This window comes from Peribacillus sp. FW305-BF15, assembly GCF_058783805.1.
Genome location: NZ_JBYSYV010000037.1, coordinates 21,467 through 27,699 on the forward strand (window position 1 = coordinate 21,467; position 6,233 = coordinate 27,699).

5 protein-coding genes are annotated in these 6,233 nt (G+C 33.9%); 2 read left to right on the forward strand and 3 right to left on the reverse strand.

Going from position 1 to position 6,233, the window contains the following annotated elements; all coding sequences use genetic code 11:
• The first annotated feature begins 22 nt into the window (after positions 1-22).
• Entirely contained in the window at positions 23-1,480 is a 1,458-nt protein-coding gene (locus tag AC3WLU_RS25120; RefSeq protein ID WP_278089966.1) for an aldehyde dehydrogenase family protein, read from the forward strand.
• 99 nt (positions 1,481-1,579) lie between these two features.
• Positions 1,580-3,016, forward strand: coding sequence for an amino acid permease (locus AC3WLU_RS25125; protein WP_492598122.1), 1,437 nt, complete (start codon positions 1,580-1,582; stop codon positions 3,014-3,016).
• Between the two features lie 193 nt (positions 3,017-3,209).
• Here AC3WLU_RS25125 and AC3WLU_RS25130 read toward each other — a convergent pair whose 3' ends face one another.
• The 3 genes from AC3WLU_RS25130 to sda all read right to left on the reverse strand — a co-directional run bounded on the left by AC3WLU_RS25130 (position 3,210) and on the right by sda (position 5,456).
• A complete protein-coding gene (locus AC3WLU_RS25130; protein WP_145505017.1) occupies positions 3,210-4,331 on the reverse strand; it encodes a type II asparaginase in 1,122 nt (373 codons plus the stop codon).
• Positions 4,332-4,686: 355 nt separating this feature from the next.
• Positions 4,687-5,001 (reverse strand): hypothetical protein, encoded by a 315-nt coding sequence (locus AC3WLU_RS25135; protein WP_278090156.1) that lies wholly within the window; start codon positions 4,999-5,001, stop codon positions 4,687-4,689.
• Between the two features lie 308 nt (positions 5,002-5,309).
• Positions 5,310-5,456: a sporulation histidine kinase inhibitor Sda gene (sda, locus tag AC3WLU_RS25140; protein WP_063576836.1), complete on the reverse strand. Its 147-nt coding sequence runs from the start codon at positions 5,454-5,456 to the stop codon at positions 5,310-5,312.
• Positions 5,457-6,233 lie beyond the last annotated feature (777 nt).

Below are 6,233 nucleotides of genomic sequence, written 5' to 3' on the forward strand. Positions count from 1 at the left end.
ACTTATCTTGAGGTGATTTTGTATGATATTTACTGACAAATTAATAAATAAAAATAAGATGTTTCTTGCTGGGGAATGGGTATCTCGTGATAAATGCATTGAAGTCTTGGATCCACAGGATCATAGTTTAATCACAACAGTTCCAGCTGCTAATGAAAGCGACGTCATATATACAATAGAAGAAGCAAAAAAAGGAGTTAAAATAGCAGCAGATATGCCAACACACGATAGAATTGCTATTCTTCATCGTGCTGCGGACTGGATCCTTGAAAATAAGGAAAGATATGCGACTACTATTGCTCGTGAGGGAAGTAAAACAATTAAAGAAGCAAGAAAAGAAGTACTACGTTGTATTGAAACACTTCGTATAAGTGCTGAAGAAGCAAGGAGAATTAATGGAGAAACCATTTCGTTTGATCAAATGCCCGGAAGCGAAGATCGCATAGGTTACTATTATCGTTTTCCTATTGGCATTATTGTAGCTATAACACCTTTTAACGATCCATTAAATCTTGTTGCACATAAAGTGGGTCCTGCTATTGCTGCTGGGAACGCTATTATTGTAAAACCAGCAACTGTAACACCATTAAGTGCTCTCTTATTGGCAGAAGCTTTTGAAAAAGCCGGTTTGCCACCGAAAATTTTATCCGTCATTACTGGTCATCCAGGTGACATGGGAGATAGCCTAATTACTCATTCAGCTATACGAATGATTTCTTTTACAGGAGGACTTGCCACTGGCAAAGCAATTATTCAAAAAGCCGGTTTGAAAAAGATATGTATGGAGCTTGGATCAAACTCACCCGTTATTGTATTGAAAGATGCTGATTTAGAAGAAGCTGTGAAATCAACTGTTTCTGGAGCATTTTGGGCAGCAGGACAAAATTGTTTAGGGGTACAGAGAATATATGTCCAAGAAGGTGTTTATCATGATTTTATTGGTAAATTTATAGATCGTACTCAACAATATCGAGTAGGTGATAAATTATTAGAAGAAACAGATATGGGACCAATGATCTCCGAAAAAGAAGCAAAACGTGTTGAAAGTTGGGTAAATGAAGCTGTTGAGAAAGGTGCAAAGTTGCTTTGTGGTGGAAAACGTGAAGGGTCTTTTTATCAACCTACTGTTCTAGTTAACGTACCAGAAAATTGTAAATTGGCAACTGAAGAGGTTTTTGGCCCAGTTGTTACCATTTATAATGTTCCTGATCTTGATACAGCTATCTCCCAATCTAATCGTGTAGATTTCGGACTGCAAGCAGGTATATTCACTCGTGATTTAGATAAGGCATTTAGAGCAATACGTAAACTTGATGTAGGTGGAGTTATGGTAAATGATAGCTCAGATTATCGCATTGATGCGATGCCTTTCGGAGGTGTAAAAGGTTCTGGTTTAGGTCGTGAAGGAATTAAGTTTGCACTTCAAGAAATGACTGAACCAAAAGTTGTTTGTTTTAAAGTTAATAATAAAACAATATGATGACATAAAGATTCTGATTTTTCTGTAAGAATATAAATTTTGCATATTGTTATCTATTAAAATAAGTACTTGTAGAGTAGTAAACGAGGAGGAGACTAGATGCCAAACACAAATGATACCAATGAAAACCAGTTGAAACGTTCAATGAAAAGCAGGCATTTGTTCATGATTTCGCTAGGTGGTGTAATTGGAACGGGTCTTTTTCTGAGCAGTGGATATACAATTAGCCAAGCTGGACCAGGAGGTACGATTCTCGCTTACTTAGTAGGCGGGTTAATCATGTACCTTGTCATGTTATGCCTAGGCGAACTAACTGTTGCTATGCCAGTAACAGGTTCATTTCAAACTTACGCTACCAAATATATCGGTCCTGCTACTGGATTTACTATTGGTTTAATGTACTGGCTTACTTGGGTGGTAACGGTAGGTTCCGAATTTACTGCCTCTGGACTGTTGATGCAGAGGTGGTTTCCTAACACTTCTGTTTGGATGTGGAGCGCCGTCTTTGCGATTCTAATTTTTTTACTTAATTCCTTTTCAGTAAAAATATTTGCAGAAACCGAATTTTGGTTTTCAGGTATTAAAATAATTACTATTATCTTATTTATTGTACTTGGAGGATCTGCAATGCTTGGATTTATTCCAATGGATGATAGAGCCTCTGCCCCCATGCTTTCTAATTTCACTGCAGATGGGGGTCTTTTCCCAAATGGCCTGCTTCCAGTTTTTATGGCCATGATTTCCGTTAATTTTGCCTTTTCAGGAACAGAACTTATTGGCATTGCTGCTGGAGAAAGTGAAAATCCAGAAAAAGACGTTCCAAGATCTATTAGAAATGTAATTTGGCGAACAATGTTTTTCTTTGTTGGTGCAATTTTTGTGTTATCTGGTTTAATCTCTTGGGAAGAAGCAGGAGTCATTGAAAGTCCATTTGTGATGGTTTTTGACAACATCGGAATTCCTTATGCAGCTGATATTATGAACTTTGTTATTATTACAGCTTTACTCTCAGTAGCAAACTCTGGTCTATATGCATCTACTCGTATGTTATGGTCTCTTTCAAATGAGAAAATGATAAGTTCATTTTTTGGAAAGATAACGTCAAATGGAGTACCATTGAATGCTTTAGTTATAAGTATGGCAGTAGCTTGTTTATCTCTATTATCTAGTGTATTTGCACCTGATACAGTTTATGTAGTACTTGTGGCTATATCAGGATTTGCAGTAGTAGTAGTTTGGATAGGGATTGTTTTATCTCAATACATGTTCCGTAAACATTTTTTGAAAATGGGTGGAGATGTTAAAAATTTAAAATTCCGTACACCACTTTATCCTTTTGTACCCATTGCTGCTTGTGTTTTGTGTCTTGCTTCTTGTATAGGTCTTGCTTTTGATGCGAGCCAAAGAATTGCTCTGTATTGTGGAGTACCTTTTATTATTTTATGCTATCTCTTCTACTATATGAAAAATCGAGGAAATACGAATCAGATAAATTCTTATAATGAAACGGATGATTATATTAGGAATATTAAGTAAAGAGCTTTTTTGCTAATGGGTGCGTTAGCTGAAATTTGAACTTCCCTAAGGGCTGTTGTTTCTTTATACAACTAGGACAATTTAGTTCAACTTAGTACAAAAATAAATAAAAGCATACGTTGGTGATTCATACCATCGTATGCTTTAAATTTCATTCACTTTTAGTTAATCTAGAAATTTCTAATTTTAATGATTAATATTCGTTGAAAAATTGCTGAATTTCTTTTGGATCATCTGTTTTTGTTAATGCAAGCATCGTCAAAATACGTGCTTTTTGAGGATTAAGTGAGTCCGCTGTAACAAAATTATTTTCATCGTCAATCTTTTCTCTCGTAACAATACCATTTCCTACACGGCTAGAGCGAGTAATAATCACGCCTTTTTTGACAGCGTCTTTAGCACCCTCAAAAGCAGTATCAGAAGTTAAACCGTTTCCTTCACCTGCTATTATAATCCCTTTAGCTCCTGCTTTCACAGATGCATCGTAAAAATATCTACTATCATTTTGATAGCTATAAATAATGTCCACTTGAGGAAGTGTATCTAGTTTTGATACATCAAACACCGATTTGGTTGTATGTTTACGAGTAGGTTCATTGTAGAAAAATATTTTATTACCTGCGATTGCTCCTAAATAGCCTTGTTCCTCCGATTGGAATGTATCTGTCATGGTTGTATTGGTTTTTGTTATATAACGTGCAGAACCTATCCGGTCATTTAATGAGATTAAAACACCTTTGTTCTTAGCATCTTTACTAGCAGCAATTTTTACAGCATTATATAAGTTTAAAGGTCCATCTGCACTTATAGCTGTAGCCGGTCTCATTGACCCAACAATCACGACAGGTTTGTTGCTTTTTACGACCAGATTCAGAAAGTAAGCAGTTTCTTCTAAGGTATCTGTTCCATGCGTTACGACAATACCATCAACGTCTTTAGATTTTAATAACTCATTAATTCGTTTCGCCAACTTTAATAAAGTTTTATTATCCATATTGTTACTGCCAATATTGGCGATTTGTTCACCACTCACATTTGCTACTTGTTTTAGTTCAGGAACAGCTTTAATTAGTGTTTCAACACCAAGTGCACCTGCTTGATAACCAGTTGTGTCAGTATTGGACGTAGCAGAACCTGCAATCGTTCCACCAGTAGCTAAAATTTTCACATTGTTTAACTTTGGATTTGTTGAAGTTGCTTCTACTCTCTCTTCTTTTGGATTACTATTTGCTGAGCTATGGATAACAGTGATAGATCCAAAAAGTAATAGTGTAACTGATAGAAACGTGATTCCTAGATATTTTTTTATGTTCATGTCTAGTTAGCTCCTTCTTTATTAATTATTAAATTATGTATGACATAGAAAATACTATCATATTTTGATATTTCTTACATGATTTTTATTCAGTTGGAAAAAACCATAGAAATTAAGAATGTTAGCTTCCTTGTAGAATCGTCATACGGCGGCATTCCTGTATTAACTGAAATACTAAAAAGTATGTGAAGAAATCTACTAAAAATAACAGGTGCATTAGCTGAAGCTCTGAGCTGTCTTTAAGGCAGCTTTTTTGGGGCAGAACAGTAACGTCCCATAAGACATATAGTGAACAAATAAAAAAAGACAGTGTACCACGCTGCCTCATTTTGTATGAATTAAAGAAAACGAAGAATTATTTAATCTTATCTAGTGAAATTATTCTATGTTTTAATTCTGAATTCATATCTAAAACACCTATCACAATTTGATTATCTTCCGTAAATGTTATGTATCTGAAATAATCATCATCAGAAATCAACAAATCGGTGTCATTCGTCGTTTTTTCCATTTTGGCAAATACATCTACTGTGTACTCAAGGTGAAAAAAATCGTCAAATCCCTTGCTTGAGCTACCTACCCAGGTATACAGAAAATCTTTCAGTGTGATTTGTTCAATCACCGATAATTGTTGTTTGAACTTTAACTTATCTACTGTTACGCTTATCATCTTTCATCACTCCTTAACGAATATTAATTAGAAGTCTCCTTCAACAATGCTATTTGCGTATCAATCCGTTTACAGTTTATAAAGGATAAAGGATAAATGAAAGTTTATGTCGAAATTCAAGTAAGAGATTTAATTAATTCTAAGTTGTTTTATAGTCAATATTTTGACACTAAAAGGTTAATCTTAGAGAGTTAATTAGTTTTATAGCTTGAACGAGTCTTATACAGAGAATTGACTAATAAGGAACAAGAATTATTAGTATGGGTTAAAAAACAAAGCAAAGAATTACAGTTTAAAGCATATACTAATTAGTTACTCCTATCTTTTTGATCGATAAGGGGTAGACCTCTTCTCTTCAATTCCTCTTCTAGAACGAGGATGAATTTTTTTTCTAAGTCTAATTCAATTGCTTTAAGGTATGAGTCTATCAATAGTTGATCATTTAATTTTTTCATATCTTCCCTCTTTTATTTCTTTAAAACCCTGTTTAAACATACAATATAAGTATTTATTATTAAGTGATAAATAAAAATATAATAACTCAAGTAAGACAAATTATAGTAATTAACGAAGATAGTCTCCAACTTAACATATTGAGTGAACTTTTTTGTAACAAATGGGGTTCATATTTATTCTATATTTCAATCTACATAAAACAACATATACCGACATCATTAAACACAATATATTTAACTTTCCTGGTTTACATAATACAAATTATTAACATAAAAGTTAAAAGTCCCTGATTAAAATAATAATTTATTTTGCTATCAATAGACGTTTTTCAATTAAGTGGTTTTTTTTTGAAGATCGTAGCTTAACTTATCCAACTAAAGGGGATTTATTTCATAAGGGGGTGCTGCGGCACCCCCTTATTGAAGTAAAGGTAGGATTTAATATGAATATTGGTGATTTGATATTTCAACTAGTTTTCCTTATTTTTATATTTGGGATTTTTTCTGGTGTGTTTTTTTCTTGTTCTTTCTCTCGTTACTAAACAGCCAAGCAAATCAGAAAGCATTGAACAAAAGTTGATAGAATAATTGATTTACTTGAAAAGGATAAGAAAAAGTAATCTTTTTTGTCCTTTTTAACTTAATTTTCACCTCACAGTTTGTGTCAACCCAACAAACCTGTATGAACTAACGGGTGCGTTCGTATTATAAGGTTAGCCAGTTTTTACTGGTTGACCTTTTTTTAATAGAATCTATTATATCAGTAGCCAGGGTAGG

Bases quoted from the DNA above. Each gene is read 5' to 3' on its own strand.
- AC3WLU_RS25120 (WP_278089966.1), top strand. From the start codon at position 23: ATGATATTTACTGACAAATTAATAAATAAAAATAAGATGTTTCTTGCT.
- AC3WLU_RS25125 (WP_492598122.1), top strand. From the start codon at position 1,580: ATGCCAAACACAAATGATACCAATGAAAACCAGTTGAAACGTTCAATG.
- AC3WLU_RS25130 (WP_145505017.1), bottom strand. From the start codon at position 4,331: ATGAACATAAAAAAATATCTAGGAATCACGTTTCTATCAGTTACACTA.
- AC3WLU_RS25135 (WP_278090156.1), bottom strand. From the start codon at position 5,001: ATGATAAGCGTAACAGTAGATAAGTTAAAGTTCAAACAACAATTATCG.
- sda (WP_063576836.1), bottom strand. From the start codon at position 5,456: ATGAAAAAATTAAATGATCAACTATTGATAGACTCATACCTTAAAGCA.